Origin of the sequence: Streptomyces termitum (assembly GCF_014650175.1) — a bacterium.
Classification (GTDB): Bacteria; Actinomycetota; Actinomycetes; order Streptomycetales; family Streptomycetaceae; genus Streptomyces; species Streptomyces termitum.
In genome coordinates this window covers 67138-85785 of record NZ_BMUL01000020.1, presented here as the reverse complement: position 1 = coordinate 85785, position 18648 = coordinate 67138, and the positions used below count along the sequence as shown (strand labels likewise).

The window sequence follows — 18648 nt, the reverse complement described above, 5'->3', positions numbered from 1 at the left end:
CATCCCCTGCCTCAGCCGGCGAACACCTCCCGCAGCTTCTCCTCCTGGGCACGGTCCAGGTTGGACTGGATGAGCTCCGCGTGTCCCTGGGGGAACGCCTCCCGGACGCGGTCGACGATGGCGCCCTCGGAGAGCAGGAAGAGCGCCGAGGTGCCCGGCGTCACCTTCGCCTTGACCGACTCGATGAAGTCGTCGTCGATGCCGACGTCCGCCAGCTTCCCGCCCAGCGCCCCCGCCGCCGCGCCCACCGCCGCGCCGAGCAGCGGCATCAGGAAGAGGAGACCGAAAAGCATCCCCCAGAAGGTCCCGGAGAGGGCCCCGACCCCGGTCAGGTTGTTCAACTGCTTCGTCTTCGGCTTCGACGCCTCGGCCGGCCAGCTGACCGTCGCCGCGTCGAGCACCTTGATCAGCTCCTGCTTCTGCAACTGAAGAAGCGTGTCCTCCACCGCCGCCGCCCCCTCGGGCGCGTCGAACTTCCACACGGTCAACGTGGCCACACGAAACCTCCGAAAACCACCGCACGACACCTGCGCGGCACTGGGCAATGACTGCCCCCAGTAGAAGCGATCGTCCTATAAGCCGCATCTCGTGTCATTCATGGGGATAAAGGGATCGGATGGCTCGTAGGAGTGATCCCCGGTGTGCCTGCGTGAAGTGATCCACTTCCCTCCCCAGAGTGGCGCGCATGCGTCTCACCTCCCCTTTCACCTCCTCCCTCGCCGTACCGTTCGCCGCCGCGTTCGCCCTTCTCGGCATGGGCGCCTCGGCCACCGCGTCGGCGGCCGAGGCGTGCGGTTCGGTCATCACCGCCCCGCTCGAACGGCCCGTCTCCGCCGACGACCCCTGTCCGAGCAGCGATCCGGTGGTGTGCCGGATCCGCGTGATGCCGATGGACGAGAAGGTCGAGGCCCAGCGGACCCGGATGAGGTACCACGGACTCCTGGAGGACATGCACCGCACCGAGGCGGCCATGCGGGAGGCCGGCGCGACCGACGAGGAGATCGCCCGCGAACTGGTCGACATGCGCAACCAGGCCAAGTCGATCACCCGCGCGGGCATGACCCCGGAGGAGGTGCGCGTCCTGGAGGCCCGCAACCAGGCGAAGTACGGGAACCCCCTGGGCCCCACCGCCGACCAGCTGTACGTCAAGTACGGCTCGTGGCAGCAGGTCATCGACGCCTCCATGCGCACCAGCTACGCGGTCGACCGCGAACTGAGCCTGGAGTACCGGCCCTGCCCGGTGTGACGGCGACCGGTGGCGGTACGGCCGCTTCCTCCTTGTCCCAGGGCCCCGGGGTTCGTACGGAACGAAGGGCTCACCGCTCCTCGGAGAGGGCCTCGTCGAGCCTGCCCGTCGCCGCCCGGTAGAGCGCGTCGATGATGTCGAGGCACTGGGAGCGGATCCGCTCGTCCCCCCGCCGGTACAGCCGGAGCACCACCTCGATCAGGTGCTGGTGGATGATCCCGCGCTCGAACCGCCGAGAGGCGTTCGGCGACTCCGCCAGCGCCGCCAGCGCCTGTCCCGCCTCAAGGGTCCGGGCGGGCAGGCTCAGGGCCAGCGGGGCGAGCGACGCCGCGAGGCCCTCGGCGTGGTCGGGGAAGGCGCGGCTCGTCAGGAACGAACCGATCAGCTCGTCCGCGACGGCCGGTGGCAGCGACTCCAGCTTACGGAGGCAGCGGGACGCCGCTTTGCGTACCGAGGGGTCGTTGTCGTCGAACATGCCGCGGAGCAGGGAGACACCGCCCACCGGGTCGGTGGCGGTCATCTCTGCGGCTCCTCGCCGTGCCGCGACGGGCAGGGAGTCCCAGGTGCCGGGCAGCCCATGGGCGAGCCGCTCCCGGAGCGCGAGGACGGCCCACGCCGCTCCCGCGTACCGCGCGGCCTCATCGGGGCCGTCGAGAGCCCGGAGCAGTTCGGGGGCGAAGCGCGCGGTTTCGTGGATCAGGCTCCAGGTGAGGAGCCGGTGGACGGTCCGGGTCTCGTGGACATCGACGGGGGTGCCCGTGAAGAGCAGTTCCGCGAGGTCGAGCGCGGTCTCCGGGGCTCGACCCAGCAGGAACGTCACGGGTTCGGCGGCGCAGACCCGGACGGCCATGACGGGGTCGCATACCAGTCGGCCGAGTGCAGGGAGGAAGGGCTCCACGGGCGTCCCGGGGAGGCGGAGGAGGGCTCCGATAGCGATGGCGGCCTCTCCCCGGGTGGAGTTGATGCCGGCCATCAGAAGGTCGCCGCCGTAGTGGTATTTCCCTGGGCCGGAGCTGGTCCGCGCGGCTTCGGAAGCGGGGTGCGGGTCGTCGGCATAGTGGGCGAGCAGGGGGATCGCGACGGAGAGGTCCTGGAGATCTCGTGCGACGGTGCCGATGGCTCCGCACACGGATCGGCCCGCTTTCCCTCCGATCACGTCATGGGCGTGCGCGCAGAGTGCCAGCAGGCGGTCCGCTTCCACCTTCCCGGCCACCGCGTCGATCACGGCGACGAAGGCCGGAGCGGGGATGCTCCGGTCGAAGCCCTGGGCGAGGGCGGTGAACCGATCCGGCTGAACCTTGGCACAAGACCCGAGGAGCTGGGCCAGTTCCCGGGCGCCGCCCGTCGGAGGGTCCGTACGCCAGTTGTGCCGGTCTTCCGCGTGTTTGCGGAGCGCACGCAGCCATTGGGCGTCCGACATGTGCTCCCCCGCGGCGGAGGGGACGGGAGGGCCGAGGAAATCGGCCGTCACGGGTTTCGGGCCTACGAGGGGAAAGCCGGAGAACTTGCGTTCCAGCTCTCCGAGGCGGCGCCGCGCCTCCGGACTCCGCCGGTGGGGGGCGACCGCGTCGAGGAGGACGTACTGGGCGTGTCCGAACACCTGGCGGTTCTCGGGGAGGCGTTCCCAGGCCGGGTAGTGGTCGAGGAGCAGGTGGACGAACCGTTCGAGCAGTTCCGCGCCGCAGTCCCGGGTCGCCCGGGACACGAGTTCGCGGGACGCCCACCGTGCGCTGTCCACCCAGCCGAGGCGCAGGTTCTCCGGGTCGGCCATGAGCCAGGCGAGCGCTTCGTCCGGGCGGTTCCACACCGTGTGGACACGGCAGGCGAGAAAGCGCAGAGCCTTGCTGTCGCTCGTGGAGAGGGTCCTCATCGTCTCCGCGACGGAGTCGGGGTCCTGCTGCGCGAGGGTGCGCAGGGCGTCGTGCACCCCCCAGTAGAGGGCCTCGTCGAGGTCGGGGTGGACGGGCAGGAGGCGGTGGTACCACCGGGCACGTGAAGGGTGGTCAGGGCTGTGCCGTACGTGGCTGGCCTCGGCCACGGCGACCACGAAGGGCAGCAGGTGGTCGAGTGCGGCCCGGGGAGAGGCGGCCGCGGCTTTGGAGACGTCTTCGCCGATTCCGGTGCCCGGTGATGTGTTCAGGCGGTCGGAGTCGAGGGGATCCCCGCCGTTCGACGCCGTGTGTGCGGCCGCCCGCCGGAGGAAGGTGCCCAGGAGCCGGAGCGCGGTCTCCGCCTCCTGTTCGGCCACGCCCCGGAAGTAGTCCCAGAAGGTCCTGCCGGAACCCGGGACCTCCGCGTTCCCCTCGTCGAAGTAGCCCTGTTCGATGAGGGTCTCGACCATCTCCGCGGAGTGGTGGGTCGGCCACCGCCAGAGCCAGTCCTGCAACAGTCCGGGCCACGGGGCGGCGGCGTTCGCGTACGGCCTCATCAGCTCCGTCACCCGCTTCGGACGGTGGGCGGTGCACCAGGAGAGCTGGGGGAAGACGAGCGGTGTGGTGGCGGGGTCCCCCAGCCACCGCTCCCACCGGCCCGTGTCGGTGGCGTCGAACCACGCGGGCAGGCCGAGCAGCCCGCGCAGCTTGCGCGCGGTGACCCCGTCGTCCCAGGCCAGTGGGTCCAGGGCCGCCCAGTCCTCGTCGGTCGCGTCGAGCTGTTCGAGGACGGAGACGACGACGAAGCGCAGGTGGGGGCGGACCACGTCCGAGCCGAGGAGCCGTACCGCCGTCCGCCGGAATTCCGCCCGGTCGGTCTCCCGCAGGTGTTCGAGGACCTGCCGGGTCTGGGCCCTGCGGAAGAGGGCCTGCCCTCCTGTCGCGAGGAAGTCGTGGAGGTCCTTGCCGGACAGGACGAAGGAGCGCGCGAACAGGTAGTCGAAGTACGTCTCGTGGAAGAAGCCGATGCGGTCGTTGTCCCCGTGGAGGAGCACGCCCGCCGAGACGAGGACGGCCAGGTCCTCCCTCGCGAAGCGGTCCAGGATCCCGTAGGGGACGGTGACGGTCTCACGGCGGCTCATCTCGTCCACCAGCAGGTGGGTGACGGCCGGCCACAGGTCGGCGGGCAGGAACTTCTCGATCTTGCGGCGGACCTCGTCGGTGTAGGTGGCGTACAGGTCGGCGAGGTTCCGGTAGGAGGCGTTCCTCGCCCTTTCCGAGAGTCTGCAGAAGACCGACAGGTGCAGGGGGGTGCGCAGCAGCCGCAGGGTCTCCCCGCCGAGCCGCTGCGGGGGCGTACCGCCGCGCGCGAGGACCGCCGCGACGGCTTCGTCGTCGAGGAGCCCCACCGGGAAGCGCTTCGCCGGTCCCCGGTCGCCGACCAGGTTCATCAGCCGGGGGTCCTTCTCGACGTCGATCGTCCGGGCCACGAGGACGGTCCGTACGTTGGGGAAGGCGTCCAGCACCTCCAGCATCTCGTCCACGGCCTCGAACACCTCGGGGATCCGGCCGCTGTAGCTGCTGGCCGCGTCGAGCTGGTCCACGACCAGCAGCGCCGGGGCGCCGCGCGCGACGCGGGCGAGGAGCGAGGCGGGGCACCCGCCGAGCTGGACGCGCCCTCCCACGGCCTCCGCCGTCCGGTCGGCGGCCTCGACCTCGTCCATGCGGAAGGGGAGGACCGGCCAGCCCCGCTCGTGGGCGAGGGCGACGACCTCTCCGACGACCGCCGACTTCCCCATGCCCGCGGGGCCGTCGCAGACGAGGATCCTCGTCTCGTCATCGGTGAGCAGCCGGGTGAACAGCTCGTGCGCCGTAGCGCGGTCCGCCAGCCCGAAGAGGGGCCGCTTCCCTTTCTCGTGACGCAGGAAACGACGGCGGGCGGCCTCGACGGAGCGCCTGTCGGTCTCCGCCGGGTCGGGCACGGGGCCGGTCGGGAGGGCGGCGCCGACGAAGACGTAGTCCGCGCTCCCCACCGCGACGCTGTTGCCGGACGCCTGGACGTGACGGGGTGGGCCTGGGGTGGGGTCTCCCGGCTCGCTCAGCCCTGCGGCGAGTCCGGGGAGTGAGGGAACCCGATGCGCACGTCTCCGTTCACCGTGCCCGCCGCGACCGACCCGTGGTCCGCCTGGATCCGTACGTTCTCGCCGGAGACGAGGTTGAACTCCGGGGCGGCGGGACCGTCCCCGGCGGAGTGCTCCCGTACGAGCTGCCGCAGGCGGGCCGCGGCCGTCTCCCGCTCGGCGTCGTCGAGCCGTTGCAACAGGTCGGCGAAGCGCCTCTGCCAGTCCAGCGCGTGCCGGGCGGCGACGGCGGCGCTCCCGGCACCGCCGGCCTCCCGGAGCGCCGAGGCCGTGTCCGTCAGCCGGAGCAGCTCCGACCGCTCGCTCGGCCCGTCGCCCCGGCCGATCCACGCGGCCACCTGACGCCGAAAGGAATCCCAGAGATCCGTTCCGGCTGTTCTCACCACGGCGATGCCCGCCTCCGCCGCTGTTCCGGACAAGTCCTCCGGCACGTGTGGCTCCTCTCGTCGGTTTGCGGTCACGGTAGCCAGCTGATGTGCCGGGGAGCGCGGGATTCGGAGAAACGGCGAATTGCGATCGTTTCCAGGCCGTTCGAGGGTCCTGGTGCTCTGGTGCTGCGGAAGGGGTATCGGCAGGTCAAGGGCCGGAGGCCGCTGAGGGGCCCTACCGGAACCGTGTTCTCTCGAACGTGGCCATATTCCGTCGCGCCGAAAGATGAAACATGAAAATTCGCTGTTTCTGTTGCGGTGGAGGCAGTGGGTGCAGGACGCTTCGAGCGAAGCCGGCCGAGGAATAGCCGGAGTCCCGTCGAATGTGTGGAGAGGAGAAGTGGTGGAAACCCCCTTGCGTTTCGGTGCGGAACTGCGTCGTCTGCGGGAGTCCACAGGAATGACTCTCGATAAACTGGCGAAGGAGACGACCTACAGCATTGGTCATCTCTCGAAGATCGAGCGCGGCCTCAATCCGCCGACCCTCACGTTGATCCAGCGCTGCGACGTCCTGTTCCGTACCGGTGGGCGGTTGCGGAGGGAGTTCGAAACGGAGGCGAGAAGCGCGCGGAAGAAGCCGGAGACGACCCGGCGGAGGGTCCTTCAGGTGGGGGCGGGATCACTGGTCTCCGTGCCGCTCGTGCCGGGAGGGCCGGTTCTTCCTGCCGGAGGGGAAGTGCCACCGGTCGCCCTCTACGAGAGCCAGTTGCACGGGATGAGACAACTGGGGCAGACCCTCGCTCCCGCGACCATGCTTCCCGTCCTGCGCGCACAGGCGTCGGCGGTGCTGGCCCAGGCTGCCCACGCGGCGGGCTCGTCCCGGGACGGCCTCCTCGTCATGGCCTCCCGGTTCGTCGAGTACATCGGGTGGATGGCGCAGGAGAAGGGGGACGAGGCGGCGTCCCTCCGGGCGACCGGCGAGGCCGTCGAACTGGCCCGCGCCGGCGGTGACGCACACCTGGCCGACTACGCCTGGGTCCGGCGGGCCCTCGTCACGTACTACGGCGGGGACGCGGCCCGGACCGTCACCCTGGCCCGGCAGGCGCAGCGCTCCGGCGCCCCGCCCCGGATCAGGGGACTCGCCGCGCAGCGAGAGGCTCAGGGACATGCGCTCGCCGGGGACGAGCGGGCCTGCATGTCGGCCCTGGAGCGGGCCCGGGGGCTCCTGGAGCGGGCCAGGGCCGAGGACGGCGCGGAGGGCGCGGTACTCGGTACGACCCAGCTGGCGGACCCCGTGTCCATGGTCGAGGGGTGGTGCCTGCACGACCTGGGGCGCCCGCGCCGGGCGGCCGGAATCCTGGACCTGGAGTGCCGGCGGATCGCACCGGACGCCTTGAACACGCGGATGCGGTACGGCCTTCGGCGCGCGCTGGCACTGGCAGGGGCGGGAGAGGTCGAGTCCTCCTGCGAGGTGGCCGGAGAACTGCTGAGGCTGATGGGGGTCGTCCACTCGGCGACCGTCCGGACGGATGTGCACAGGCTGCACCGCGAATGGTCCAGGTTCCGCGGCAACCCCGCGGTGCGCAGGCTCCGCCCCGCGCTGGCCAACGCGCTGAGCGCCCCGGAATAGCCGGCCGTCCGGCGCTCGAAAACCTTCAGCATTTCCCATCGCGAGATCTGTCCGAATTCTTTTCGTGTGAAGTTGATGAAAAGAATGAGGGGGATTCTCGATTTGAAGAGAGCAGGAGAAAAATGAACCAGATCTTCGTGAACTACCGGACCGGTGACGGAGAGGAGACGGCGACGCTCGTGGACCGGGAACTCTCCCGTGTCTTCGGTGAGGACAACGTTTTCCGGGCCAGCAAGTCGATCGTCCCCGGGAGCCGGTTCCCGCAGGAACTCCTCACGGCCGTCCGGCGCAGCCAGGTGCTGGTCGCGGTGATCGGACCCGGCTGGACGAAGTCCTGGCGCGGCGAGGCCGAGCCGGGAGAGGGGCCGGAGGACTGGACGCGCAGGGAGATCCACGAGGCGCTCGAGACCGGGGCGGTGGTCGTTCCGCTGCTGGTCGGGGGCGTCGAACCGCTGCGCGCGGAAGACCTCCCCGCCGAGATCAAGGACCTCGCCGAGTGCCAGTACCGCAGGCTCGACCACCGCAACGCGGCGGCCGACCTGAAGCGGTTGGTCGACGACCTCGTCCGGCTCCTGCCGGACCTCGCCGCCTCTGCCCGGCGGAACGGATACGAGCCGGCGGGCGAGGAGGCCCGTACGAGGAACACCGGAGCGGACAAGGGCACCGTGGTGAAACACCGGCAGCGCGGCGGCATCGGCAACGTCAACGGCGACTTCTCCGGAACCTTCGTCAGCGAACCGCAGGGGCCGGTGCACACGGGGAGCGGGCATCTGTACCACGCGCGCGAGCAGCACCTCGGTGACAGCTTCACCAGCGCCGGGGGGACCCTGAACCACGTTGCCGACAACCACGGCACCCTGGACCAGGGCGACGACCGGAGCGGGCACCCGGACGGACGGCGTTGACCGGTCAGGGGTTCACCTGGGTCAGCGATCCGAGGGGGCCCCTGCACAGCGGAAGCGGGAACCAGTACGTCTACCAGTGGTCGATCGGACCGGAATCGCAGCTGCTGAGGCGCGGTACGGCCCGGCGGGAGATCGTGCGGGAGCACCGGCTGAGGCTCACCCGGTGCTACGTGCGACCGCGCGGGTACGCGCGGGCCGCGGAGCGGCTGGAACCGCCCGGAGCGGTGGTGCTGCTGGACGGGGCGGCCGGATCGGGGCGCCGCGCCACCGCGACGATGCTGCTGGAAGAGGCGCCGGAGCCGGACGGAGGGATCGAGGAGCTTCCGCTCGCCTCGGAGGACGGGTTCTCCGAACCGTCGCCCGGCCGGCGGTACCTGTTGGACCTCTCGCGCGTCGACGACACCGAGTACCCCTCCGTGCAGAAGACGCTCGCCCAGTACCGGACGATGGTCGAGAAGAACGACGCCCGCATGGTCGTGGTGGCCCCCGCCGGTCTCGAATGGATGCTGGACGCGGAGCTGGCTCCTCTGGTCGTGCGGATCGAGCGGCCGCGCGGACGGGCGGTCCTCGGCCGCCACCTCCGGGTGCGGGGCGTGGAGTTCACCCACGAGCAGCTGACCACCGACGACCTGGGAAGGCTGTGCGAGACGGCCCCCATGCGGGAACTGGACCGGCTGGCCGACCTGGTGGCCCAGGCACGCGACAGCGCCCGGTACGGAACTGACTTCGTGCGCTGGCGGGACGCGGCGCTCTCGGCCTCCACCAACTGGTCGCAGCAGGTGGCGCGGCAGCTCAGGGAGCACCCCGGAGCGCGGGAGCGCGCCCTGCTCCTCGCCGCCGCGATGCTGCACGGCGCCCCGGCGGAGACGGTCCTCGAAGCCGCGGGTGTCCTCCTGGAGGTCCTGAGGCACCCGGAGGACGGGGCGCCCGGACTGGCGGGGGAAGGACTCGGGGAGCGGTTCGACAAACTCGCGCTGCTCCGGGAGGACGACGGTCGCGTGGGATTCTCCGGACTCGCCTACGACGGCGCGGTCCGGAAGCACTTCTGGGAGAACTTCCCCGAGATCCGGCCCGAGTTCAGGGACTGGGTGGGACTCTGCGTCGCCCGCCGAGGGATCGCATCGGAGGAACGGGGCCGGCTCGCCGCCCGCTTCGCCGAGCAGGCGCTCGCGGCAGGGCGGCCGGACGACCTGCCGCTCCTCGTCGAGGCGTGGACGCGGCCCGTGGAGGGCGGGCGGCTGCGGGCCGAAGCCGCCGTCCTGCTGGAACTGGGCCTCAGCCACGAGCAGTACGGCCCCTGGTTCCGCAACCGCGTCTACCAGTGGGTGAAGGCGTCCAAGCTGGACCCGGACCTCGCGCGCGTGCTGACGGACGTCTGCCGGTACGTCCTTTCCGTCACCCACCCGGAACAGGCGATGGTCCGGCTCCGGTACCTCGCGCTCAACGGGGAGGCGCCGGAGGACGCCGTACGGGCCGCCAGGACGGCGCTTCTGGGGCTGGCGGCCGGCAGCCGCCGCCAGTACCGCCGCCTGGTCCACCGGCTCCTCGTCAGCACGGCCGGGGAGCGCCTCCTCGACGTCCTGGTGGGACTGGTGGACCCGGTCGGCCTGCGGATCGAACCGCCGTGGGAGGAATTCGCACTGGTCTGGAGGGCCGTCATGGCACGTGGGACCCCCGGATCGTGGACTCCGCTGGTCAAGCGCTGGCTGACCGCCGTCGCGGAGCGCCGGGTGAGCGACCAGGTGCTTGTCGCACTGCTGCTCGCGGCTTCGGGCGACCGGATGCTTCTGGACCAGCTCTATGCCACGGCGTGCGACTGGGTCGGCGAGACGCCGGCCGCGGAGGCCCGGGCGCGTACGGCGCGTGGATTCTGCCAGGAGATCGACACCGCACTGGGAATCGGCATGGTCCTCTCCGGTTCGGGTGCACGAGTGAACAGGGATGGGGAATGAACAGACTGCGCATCGCGCGAGCCGTCTCCGTATGTGCCCTTAGCGGCGTGGCGGTCTACGGATCGGCGCTCGACTGGCCCACATGGATCTGGTTCCTGTTACCGACCCTCGGAGCCGGTTCGCTGCTGGTCGACCTTCAACTCCAGCGTTCGGTGGACACCGCCTTTCCGGACGAGGAGGACGCCGGAACGGAGCCGGTCGACGAGAACCCGTACCGGGAGACGTCCGTGTCGGTGGTGCCCGTCCTGAGCTCCGTGGCGGACTGCCCCTTCCTCTTCTCCGCGACGATCTCGTGGCGTTTCCTCGCCCCGGCCTCGACCGAACCGCACGGGAACCCGGGAGCGCTGGCGGTGAACTCCTTGCTGGACCGGGTGCGCCGGGTGACCTCGATGGAGCACCCGAGTCATCACACGTTCCTCGAACGCGAACTGGAGGGGGTCCTGGGAGCGCCGTTGCCCGATGCCTCCGGTCTGGTGACCGCGTTCGCCACGGACGTCCGACTGGTCCTGCGGAAGAAGGACCAGGACTACCTCGAAGAACTCGACAGTCTGAAAAAGGCCATCAGCGCCTGGGAGAGCCGCCGCGAGCACGAGCGGAACCTCCGCGAATACCTGGGGGACGACGTTCTCCAGAGCCCGGGTGACGCGGTGGTGTGGTGGCTGGCGCGTCACGACGACCAGATCGAACGGGCGGTGGAGATGATCGCCCCCCTCACGGTGCTGTCCGCCGCGGCCAACAACGAGCAGCCTCCGGAGAGGTACCGGAACTTCTTGTCCGGGGCCGGGCACGACGCCGAACCGGAGACGGGAACCGGGTTCGGCCACCCGGAGCCGGTCGATGACGAACCCGCCCCCGTGCACACGGCCGAGGACGCCGCCCCGCCGGAGGCGGACCAGAGGGCGTCGCAGGAGCATCTCTCCGCCTGGATGGACGGGCTGGGATTCGAGGGAGGAACAGCCGAACGGGCGGCGTTCCTCCACAGGATCGCCGTCATCTCGGAGGCGGCCGGCCGGACGGACGCGGCGGAGAACATCCGCAGGGAGGCCCGCGGCGGAGTCGGGGAGGAGCCTCCCGGCCCTCTCGGCGGCCCGCTTGCGGACGAGGGGAGGGCGGGGCCCGTTCCCGAGGCGCGGGGGCCGCGCCGGAGCGGCTGGCAGGTCTCGCCCGAGGGCGTCGTGGACGAGGCCGAGGGGCCCGGCGCGCGGGACTTCGGAATGCCGCGGGAGCGGAAACGCGACCCGGAGCCGGCGGGGGAGGAGCGGTGAGCGCGTCGTTCACCGCCGACGTGTTCGCACGCGTCGAGCGGTCCGTCGAGGAGCGGCACGCCGGGGGAGTCTTCCCCTGCCGGGGCGGGGCCGCCGAAGGCGCCTGCGCCACCGGGGGCGGGGTCTCGCTCGTCGAAGCGCGGTCCAGGGCGCGCGGCGGTGACTTCACCGACTCCGAACGGCTCGCGGTCTGGCAGCACGTGGGACGGCACCTCCAGGAAGAGGCGAAGGACCCCGGCGACCGGACCTGGACGCTGATCGCGGTGTGGCTGCTCGCCTCCCGCTTGCGCGCCGCCTCCTACAAGATCTCCAGGGCGAATCCGGGCTCCGCGCTCGCCGATGTGGCCTCCGCCGTGCTGGAAGGCGTACTGGAAGGCGTCCGGACGATCGGGGAGAAGTCCCCCGAGGACGTCGGGCGGCACCTGGTGAACGCGGCGTACACGGCAGGCTGGCTCCAGGCCGTGTCCCCGCACCGAAGGGAGACGCCGGTGGGCGAGTGGGAGGTCCTCGGGGGCACCGTCGCACAGGGGCCGCAGGTGAGGGCCCCCGGTGGTGTCGTCGAGGTCGGTGACCTGTCCGGGGCGCTCGCCCGGCGGGCCCAGGGCGAGCGCCTGGGATCCCTCGCCCATCGGCTGGGACTGCTGGAACACGCCCGCCGGGTCCGCCGGGCGAACCGCGCCGGATCGCGGCGGCCGGAGGACAGGGGAGCACACGCGCGGAACGGGCAGTTCGTTCTGTTCGAGCTGGGGGAGGAAGAGTCATGAGGTACCACCGGGACGAGTACGTACCCTTCTCGGTCCTCTTCGGCCTGCCCGACGAGGTCGGGCTGCGGGTCGCCGCGGAGGCGCTGGACATGAAGCTCTCCCGCGCGTACAGGCTGGCGCGGAGCGATGCCTTCCCCTGCCCCCTGCGGCGGCCCGGGAGGAAGTACGTGGTGCGCATGCCCGACCTGCTCCGGGCCCTTCGCATCCAGGACGTACGCGTCCACTACGACGACTTCGAGGCCGGCGCGCGGTTCGCGGAGGAGGGCGAGGACCCGGTCCCGGACGGAACGTAGGAACGACGAAGGGCCGGACCGCTTTCGCGGTCCGGCCCTTCGGCTGGCGGAGGATACGAGATTCGAACTCGTGAGGGGTTGCCCCCAACACGCTTTCCAAGCGTGCGCCCTAGGCCTCTAGGCGAATCCTCCGTGGAGAACATTACATGACCTGGGAGGGTGCTCGCGAACCTGATCCGGAAGGGGGTGGGGAGGGGTGCGGGGTCGGGGGAGGGGCTGGGATCGGGTAGTCTGGGCGGAGCCCCTCACGCGGCGCTATCTGACTGAACTCCCCCAGGGCCGGAAGGCAGCAAGGGTAGGTCGGCTCTGGCGGGTGCGTGGGGGGCGCTTGCGTGGACGGGGTGTTCGTTCCCCCTCGTGCGGTGCCCCCCGGTGATGTTCCCCCGTGTGATGTTCCCTCCCGGGTGGTGCTCCTTCCTGTGCGGTGTTCCCTCCCGGGTGGAGTCTTCCGCTCTCCCGCGCGCGGGACGCTGGGGACGGGAAGTGCCGCAGCGGGTTTTCCCGGGTTGTCGGCGGGCGCCTATAACCTCGTAGGCGTGTCGTCTCTCGCGCTGTACCGCCGCTACCGCCCCGAGTCCTTCGCCGAGGTCATCGGGCAGGAGCATGTCACCGACCCGTTGCAGCAGGCCCTGCGGAACAACCGGGTCAATCACGCGTACCTGTTCAGCGGTCCGCGCGGGTGCGGCAAGACGACCAGCGCGCGGATCCTCGCGCGGTGCCTGAACTGCGAGCAGGGGCCGACGCCGACGCCCTGCGGGGAGTGCCAGTCCTGCCAGGACCTCGCGCGCAACGGGCCGGGGTCGATCGACGTCATCGAGATCGACGCCGCCTCGCACGGTGGTGTGGACGACGCGCGCGACCTGCGCGAGAAGGCGTTCTTCGGGCCGGCGTCGAGCCGGTACAAGATCTACATCATCGACGAGGCCCACATGGTCACCTCGGCGGGCTTCAACGCCCTGCTGAAGGTGGTCGAGGAGCCGCCGGAGCACCTCAAGTTCATCTTCGCCACGACGGAGCCCGAGAAGGTCATCGGGACCATCCGGTCGCGGACCCACCACTACCCCTTCCGCCTGGTGCCGCCGGGGACCCTGCGGGAGTACCTGGGGGACGTGTGCGGGCGCGAGGGCATCCCCGTCGAGGACGGCGTACTGCCGCTCGTCGTGCGCGCGGGCGCGGGGTCGGTGCGTGACTCGATGTCCGTCATGGACCAGCTCCTCGCCGGCGCCGGAGAGGAGGGTGTGACGTACACCATGGCGACCTCCCTCCTCGGCTACACGGAGGGGTCGCTGCTGGACTCCGTGGTGGACGCCTTCGCGGCCGGGGACGGCGCCGCCGCCTTCGAGGTCGTGGACCGGGTCATCGAGGGCGGCAACGACCCCCGGCGGTTCGTCACCGACCTGCTGGAGCGGCTGCGGGACCTGGTGATCCTGGCCGCCGTGCCGGACGCCGCCGAGAAGGGGCTGATCGACGCGCCCGCCGACGTCGTCGAGCGGATGCAGGCGCAGGCGTCGGTGTTCGGGGCCGCCGAGCTGAGCCGCGCCGCCGACCTCGTCAACGCCGGGCTGACCGAGATGCGCGGCGCCACCTCGCCGCGCCTCCAGCTGGAGCTGATCTGCGCGCGCGTGCTGCTGCCCGCCGCCTTCGACGACGAGCGGTCGCTGCTCGCGCGCCTCGACCGGCTGGAGCGCGGCGCCGCCGCCGCGCCGCCCGCCGTCCCGCAGGCCGCCCCCGCGCAGCACGCCGCCGCGCCGCCCGCCGCCGTCTTCACGCCGCCTCCGCCGGCCGCCCCGCCGATGGGGTACGTCCCCGGGCCCGAGGCGCACACGCCGGTCGCCCCGCCGCCCCCGCCGCAGCAGGCGCCCGCGCCGCAGGGCGCCCAGCCCGGGGCCTGGCCGGGTGCGGCCCGGCCCGGCGGCTGGCCCACCGCCGCCCCGCAGGCCCCCGCGCCCGCGCCCGTACAGCAGCCGCAGGCGCAGCCCGCCGGGCAGGCGCCGTCCGGGGACCCGGCCGCGGGCGCCGCCCAGGTGCGGAACATGTGGCCGTCGATCCTGGAGGCGGTCAAGAACCGGCGCCGCTTCACCTGGATCCTGCTCAGCCAGAACGCGCAGGTGGCCGGGTTCGACGGCACCACCCTCCAGCTCGGCTTCCTCAACGCCGGGGCCAGGGACAACTTCGCGAGCAGCGGCAGCGAGGACGTCCTCAGGGCCGCGCTCACCGAGCAGTTCAACGTGCACTGGAAGGTCGAGGCGATCGTCGACCCGTCGGGCGGCTCCGCGCCCCCGCCGGCCGCCGCCCCGTCCGGGAACTTCGGCGGCGGAGGCGGCTTCGGCCGGCCCGCCGCGCCCCCGCCGCCGGCCGCGCCGCCCGCCTTCGCCCCGGCCCCGGCGGCCGCACCCGCGCCCGCCCAGGCCCCCGCGCAGGCGCCGCCCGCGCCCGCGCAGCCGCCGCGCAGCCACCCGCAGCCCGTCGCGCCCGAGGACGACGTCCCGGAGGAGGACGATCCCGACCTCGTCGAGTCGGCGCTCTCCGGGCACGAGCTGATCGTGCGCGAGCTCGGCGCCACCGTTGTGGAGGAATACACGAACGAGTAGGGCCGTCTCGCTCGGTGGCCCGCACAAGGACCGCCGCGCCCGTCCGGCTACCCTGACCGGTGTGAAGGTCCTCGTCATCGGCGGCGGCGCCCGCGAACACGCCCTGTGCCGCTCTCTCTCCCTCGATCCCGACGTCACCGCTCTGCACTGCGCGCCCGGCAACGCCGGAATCGCCGAGGTCGCCGAGCTGCACGCCGTCGACCAGCTCGACGGCGCCGCGGTCGCCGCGCTCGCCCTGGAGCTCGGCGCCGACCTGGTCGTCGTCGGCCCGGAGGCCCCGCTCGTCGCCGGGGTCGCCGACGCCGTCCGCGCGGCCGGCGTCCCGGTCTTCGGCCCGTCCGGCGAGGCGGCGCTCCTGGAGGGCTCCAAGGCCTTCGCCAAGGACGTCATGGCCGGCGCCGGCGTGCCCACCGCCCGCAGCTACGTCTGCACCACCCCCGCCGAGATCGACGAGGCCCTCGACGCCTTCGGCGCCCCGTACGTCGTCAAGGACGACGGCCTCGCGGCCGGCAAGGGCGTCGTCGTCACCGAGGACGTCGAGCAGGCCCGCGCCCACGCGCGCGCCTGCGACCGCGTGGTCATCGAGGAGTACCTGGACGGCCCCGAGGTCTCCCTCTTCGCGATCACCGACGGCACCACCGTCCTCCCGCTCCAGCCCGCCCAGGACTTCAAGCGCGCGCTCGACGGCGACGAGGGCCCCAACACCGGCGGCATGGGCGCCTACTCGCCGCTGCCGTGGGCCGACCCGAAGCTGGTCGAGGAGGTCCTCCGGACCGTCCTCCAGCCGACCGTCGACGAGCTGCGCCGCCGCGGCACCCCCTTCTCCGGCCTCCTCTACGCGGGCCTGGCGATCACCGGCCGCGGCGTGCGGGTCATCGAGTTCAACGCCCGCTTCGGCGACCCCGAGACGCAGGTCGTGCTCGCCCGCCTCCGGACCCCGCTGGCCGGCGTGCTGCTGCACTCCGCCAACGGCACCCTCGCCGACCAGGCCCCGCTGGCCTGGCGCGACGAGGCCGCCGTCACCGTGGTCGTCGCCTCGCACAACTACCCGGGCACCCCGCGCACCGGCGACCCCATCGAGGGGCTGGCCGAGGTCGCGGAGCAGGACGCGCCGCACGCGTACGTGCTCCACGCCGGCACGAAGCGGGACGGCGACGCGGTCGTCAGCGCGGGCGGCCGGGTCCTCTCGGTCACCGCCACCGGCGCCGACCTGGCCGAGGCCCGCGAGCGCGCCTACGCGGCAGTCGGCCGCATCCGCCTCGACGGCTCCCAGCACCGTACGGACATCGCCCTCAAGGCCGCCGGGGCCTGAGCCGCGCCGGACCCGGAGGCGCGGCCGCGCAGTGAACCGCACGGCCGCGCCTCCGGCACCACCTTTACCCAAAGCCATTCGATCGGGTGACGACTCGCCCGTCCGGATGACGCCCGGCGACGCCCCAACTAGGGTGCGGCGCAGGCGTTCCGGCACTTGGCCCACCGGCATTGCGATGTCGGCGGCGGGTGCCACAGTGGGGGAATGAGCGACACCGCCACGGGTAGTCCCGTCGAGGACAGGTGAGGGGGTGAGGCACGGCGTGTCCGGCAAAGGCTTCGGAAACGACGACGCGCGCCACGGCGCGGGCGGCGGCCTCGGCGACGAATGGGGCGCGCGTGCCGCGCGCTCCCGCGCCCTCGCCGTCCTCCGCGTCCGGGGACGGGCGCTCGGCGCCGCGATCCTCCCCGCCGCCGTCGCGGTCGTCCTGTACGCGGGCGGGGTCACCGGCCACTTCACGGGGGCGGGCTGGACCGCCGCCCGCTGGGCCGTCACCGTCCTCGCCCTGGTCGTCCTCCTCGCGGGCGCGGCCGTCGCCCTCGTCGTCGCCCGCGCCCGCCCGGCCGTGACGCCGACCGTGGAGCTGACCGAGGCCGCCGCCCCCGACCTGCACCGCCTCGTGCGGGAGCTGGCCGAGCGGCTCGACGTGCCCGCGCCCTCCGCGATAGCCCTGACGCCGGACTGCGACAGCTGGCTGGAGGACCGCTCCCATCCGGCGCACGCCCGGTCCGGCGCCGTCGCCCGGCGGACCCCGGGCGCGCCCGTCCTCGTCATAGGCTCCCCGTTCCTGTGGTGGATGCGGGTCGCCGAGCTGCGCGCGGTCCTCGCGCCGGTCGTCGCGGGCACGGGCCCGGCCGCCGACCCCGACATAGCCGCCGCCCGCCGCTTCGTGCGCGGGCTCGACGCGGCCGTCGCGGTGCCCGCCGAGCCCGGCCTCGGCCCGCTGCGCCGGCTGGGCGCCCGGGGCGTCGGCCGGGTGGCCCGGGTGCTGCTGCGGGCCTGCGGGCCGCACGCGGCCGAGATGGAGCGCGGGGTCGCCGTCGCCGGTTCCGAGCGGGCCCAGGACGTGGACCACGGGGCGCGGACCGTCGCCCAGGAGCAGGTCGGCCTGGCGTACGCGGGCTGGGACCGGCTGCTGACCCGGGTCGCGCTGCCCGCCTGGCGGATGGGCCGCTGGCCGTCCGGCCTCGGCGCGGGCGTGGTCTCCGCCCTCACCGAACTCTCCCGCCGCGACCGGCTCGCGGAGGGCTTCTCCTCCCGGCTCGGCGAGCGCCCGGCCTGCGACCTCCTGGAGGAGCCCGGCGCGGTCGACGAGGCCGCCTCCCTGCTCGCGGCCCGGCTCTTCCACGGCGGCCCCGCCGAGGCGGGCCCCGACTGGGCGCCGGTCGACTGGAGCCGGTATCCGGAGGAGGTCGTCGACCGGAAGTGGCGTGCGGACGCCACCCGGCTGCACGAGGTCCTCGACCGGCTCGGACCGGACGCGCCGGGGACGCCGGAGGACCCCGAGGGGCCGACGCTGGCCCGCGTCCTCGACCACCTGACCACCGGGAACGCCTCCGGGGGAGCCGCCGGGGACGGGGAGCGGCGGGAGGCCGCGCCGCCCCGCCCGGCCGGACCGTCCAGGACGGCGGGCGCCGCCCCCGGCCGGACCGCCGTCGCCCACCGCGCGGCCACCGCCTCCGTACGGGACGCCGCCTCCGTGCGCGACGGCGCTTCCGCGCGGGACTTCGAGGACGACGACCACCTGCCGGTGGTCCCGGCCGAGCTGCTGGCCGCCGAGGCGGCGGGGCGCCCGGTGGACCCCGCCGCCGTCGGGAGCCGTACCGGCGACTGCGCGCGCAATCCGGCGGCCGACGCCCTCGCCGCCGCGCTCGGCGCCCGGGTGGCGCGGGAGGAGGCCCGTGGCGCCGAGGCCGCCTCCGGCCCCGGCTTCACCGGCCCGGACGGGCCCTGGCCGCTCTGTCCGCCCGCCCCGCCCCGTACCGGCCGGGACCTGCTCGCCGACCATGTGACCGCGCTGGTCTGCTGCGCCGCCGTGGACACCACCGGCGCCGAGCCCGGCCTGGACTGGCTCGACGGGCCCGCGCTGCTGGTCGGCGGCGAGCGGGCGGCCGACCTCGGCCCGAGGGTGCTCGCCCTGGTCGAGGACGGCGACCCCGGGCCGCTGCGGGCCTGGCTGGACCGCACGGGAGTGCGCCCCGAGAAGCCCGTCCGCCTGAGCTGACCCGCCGCGGCTCCGGAACCGCCCCGGCCGCTCCCGCCCCGCCGTGCCGCCGGGGCCGTCGTTTTCCGGAGGGGTGTCTTCCACCT

At 73.1% G+C, this 18648-nt stretch carries 13 protein-coding genes, 1 tRNA gene and 1 other RNA gene; 11 read left to right on the top strand and 4 right to left on the bottom strand.

Annotated elements, in window-relative coordinates:
- Window positions 1-11: 11 nt before the first annotated feature.
- Entirely contained in the window at window positions 12-497 is a 486-nt protein-coding gene (locus IE219_RS28160) for a DUF1269 domain-containing protein (protein ID WP_189982558.1), read from the bottom strand.
- A gap of 188 nt (window positions 498-685) precedes the next feature.
- On the opposite strand from IE219_RS28160, the gene IE219_RS28155 reads away from it, so the two are divergent.
- Window positions 686-1246, top strand: coding sequence for a hypothetical protein (locus IE219_RS28155; RefSeq protein ID WP_189982556.1), 561 nt, complete (start codon window positions 686-688; stop codon window positions 1244-1246).
- A gap of 70 nt (window positions 1247-1316) precedes the next feature.
- Here IE219_RS28155 and IE219_RS28150 read toward each other — a convergent pair whose 3' ends face one another.
- Together IE219_RS28150 and IE219_RS28145 are read right to left on the bottom strand one after the other, a co-directional pair.
- Window positions 1317-5150 carry an NACHT domain-containing protein gene (locus IE219_RS28150; protein ID WP_229850087.1) on the bottom strand — a complete coding sequence of 1278 codons (3834 nt, stop codon included), beginning with the start codon at window positions 5148-5150 and terminating at the stop codon, window positions 1317-1319.
- 65 nt (window positions 5151-5215) lie between these two features.
- Window positions 5216-5596 (bottom strand): hypothetical protein, encoded by a 381-nt coding sequence (locus tag IE219_RS28145; RefSeq protein WP_229850084.1) that lies wholly within the window; start codon window positions 5594-5596, stop codon window positions 5216-5218.
- A 316-nt stretch (window positions 5597-5912) separates the two neighbouring features.
- Here IE219_RS28145 and IE219_RS28140 point away from each other — a divergent pair, with 316 nt between their 5' ends.
- The 6 genes from IE219_RS28140 to IE219_RS28115 all read left to right on the top strand — a co-directional run bounded on the left by IE219_RS28140 (window position 5913) and on the right by IE219_RS28115 (window position 12435).
- A complete protein-coding gene (locus IE219_RS28140) occupies window positions 5913-7256 on the top strand; it encodes a helix-turn-helix domain-containing protein (protein ID WP_189982554.1) in 1344 nt (447 codons plus the stop codon).
- 122 nt (window positions 7257-7378) lie between these two features.
- Window positions 7379-8161, top strand: a complete 783-nt coding sequence (locus IE219_RS28135; RefSeq protein WP_189982552.1) for a toll/interleukin-1 receptor domain-containing protein — start codon at window positions 7379-7381, stop codon at window positions 8159-8161.
- Window positions 8158-10113 carry a hypothetical protein gene (locus IE219_RS28130; RefSeq protein WP_189982549.1) on the top strand — a complete coding sequence of 652 codons (1956 nt, stop codon included), beginning with the start codon at window positions 8158-8160 and terminating at the stop codon, window positions 10111-10113. Before IE219_RS28135 ends, IE219_RS28130 begins: the two co-directional genes overlap by 4 nt.
- On the top strand, window positions 10110-11378 hold the full coding sequence (locus tag IE219_RS28125) for a hypothetical protein (protein WP_189982547.1): 1269 nt from the start codon (window positions 10110-10112) through the stop codon (window positions 11376-11378). Before IE219_RS28130 ends, IE219_RS28125 begins: the two co-directional genes overlap by 4 nt.
- Window positions 11375-12142 (top strand): hypothetical protein, encoded by a 768-nt coding sequence (locus tag IE219_RS28120; protein ID WP_189982544.1) that lies wholly within the window; start codon window positions 11375-11377, stop codon window positions 12140-12142. The genes IE219_RS28125 and IE219_RS28120 overlap by 4 nt, the downstream gene beginning before the upstream one ends.
- Window positions 12139-12435 carry a hypothetical protein gene (locus IE219_RS28115; protein ID WP_189982543.1) on the top strand — a complete coding sequence of 99 codons (297 nt, stop codon included), beginning with the start codon at window positions 12139-12141 and terminating at the stop codon, window positions 12433-12435. Before IE219_RS28120 ends, IE219_RS28115 begins: the two co-directional genes overlap by 4 nt.
- A 44-nt stretch (window positions 12436-12479) precedes the next feature.
- On the opposite strand, the gene IE219_RS28110 is transcribed toward IE219_RS28115, so the two are convergent.
- Window positions 12480-12567: transfer RNA gene (locus IE219_RS28110), tRNA-Ser, on the bottom strand.
- Between the two features lie 105 nt (window positions 12568-12672).
- Between IE219_RS28110 and ffs the strand changes: the two genes are divergently transcribed.
- The 4 genes from ffs to IE219_RS28090 all read left to right on the top strand — a co-directional run bounded on the left by ffs (window position 12673) and on the right by IE219_RS28090 (window position 18562).
- Window positions 12673-12767: signal recognition particle sRNA small type (gene ffs / locus IE219_RS28105), an RNA gene on the top strand.
- A 204-nt stretch (window positions 12768-12971) separates the two neighbouring features.
- Complete coding sequence (locus IE219_RS28100; protein WP_189982541.1) at window positions 12972-15026, top strand: DNA polymerase III subunit gamma and tau; 2055 nt, start codon at window positions 12972-12974, stop codon at window positions 15024-15026.
- A gap of 61 nt (window positions 15027-15087) precedes the next feature.
- Complete coding sequence (purD, locus tag IE219_RS28095) at window positions 15088-16338, top strand: phosphoribosylamine--glycine ligase (protein WP_189982539.1); 1251 nt, start codon at window positions 15088-15090, stop codon at window positions 16336-16338.
- 262 nt (window positions 16339-16600) lie between these two features.
- Window positions 16601-18562, top strand: a complete 1962-nt coding sequence (locus tag IE219_RS28090) for a M48 family metalloprotease (RefSeq protein WP_189982536.1) — start codon at window positions 16601-16603, stop codon at window positions 18560-18562.
- Window positions 18563-18648: the final 86 nt, after the last annotated feature.

What these genes read in the sequence shown, in the direction of transcription:
- IE219_RS28155 (WP_189982556.1), top strand. Translation starts at nt 686, where the DNA reads ATGCGTCTCACCTCCCCTTTCACCTCCTCCCTCGCCGTACCGTTCGCC.
- IE219_RS28135 (WP_189982552.1), top strand. Translation starts at nt 7,379, where the DNA reads ATGAACCAGATCTTCGTGAACTACCGGACCGGTGACGGAGAGGAGACG.
- IE219_RS28125 (WP_189982547.1), top strand. Translation starts at nt 10,110, where the DNA reads ATGAACAGACTGCGCATCGCGCGAGCCGTCTCCGTATGTGCCCTTAGC.
- IE219_RS28140 (WP_189982554.1), top strand. Translation starts at nt 5,913, where the DNA reads ATGAAACATGAAAATTCGCTGTTTCTGTTGCGGTGGAGGCAGTGGGTG.
- IE219_RS28115 (WP_189982543.1), top strand. Translation starts at nt 12,139, where the DNA reads ATGAGGTACCACCGGGACGAGTACGTACCCTTCTCGGTCCTCTTCGGC.